The sequence below is a fragment of the Roseivirga sp. 4D4 genome, from assembly GCF_001747095.1.
Classification (GTDB): domain Bacteria; phylum Bacteroidota; class Bacteroidia; order Cytophagales; family Cyclobacteriaceae; genus Roseivirga.
Genome location: NZ_MDGP01000004.1, coordinates 1 through 377, shown reverse-complemented (window position 1 = coordinate 377; position 377 = coordinate 1). Strand labels below are relative to the sequence as shown.

Annotated in this window: 1 protein-coding gene; it reads right to left on the bottom strand. The window is 45.9% G+C overall.

The genetic code is table 11. The annotated features are described in order from the left end of the window. Window positions 1-377, bottom strand: a 377-nt coding sequence (locus tag BFP97_RS20095) for an HYR domain-containing protein (protein ID WP_139135414.1), incomplete at both ends; no start/stop codon positions are given.

The window sequence follows — 377 nt, the reverse complement described above, 5'->3', positions numbered from 1 at the left end:
GAGTCCGTCATTATCTAGGGCGATGGTTAAGTCTTGCGCGATTACTGTAGGCGCAGTATCATCAGAGATGGTAACGTTGAAAGTATTTACAGTCTGGTTACCGGCATTATCAGTCACGGTAAGGGTTACGGTATTAACACCAGTATCGTCACAGTCGAAGCTTGACTGGCTGAGTACTTTAGATGCGATACCACAGTTATCAGCACTCTCAACTTCCACCTGATCTACAGTAAGGGCAGCATTGCCACTAGCATCCAGGCTTAGTGCTACATCCTGAGTGGAGAGTGTAGGCGGTGTATTATCAGCTACAGTTACGGTAGCCATACCAGTAGAGATATTACCATTGCTATCGGTGACAGTAACCATAACAGAGACAT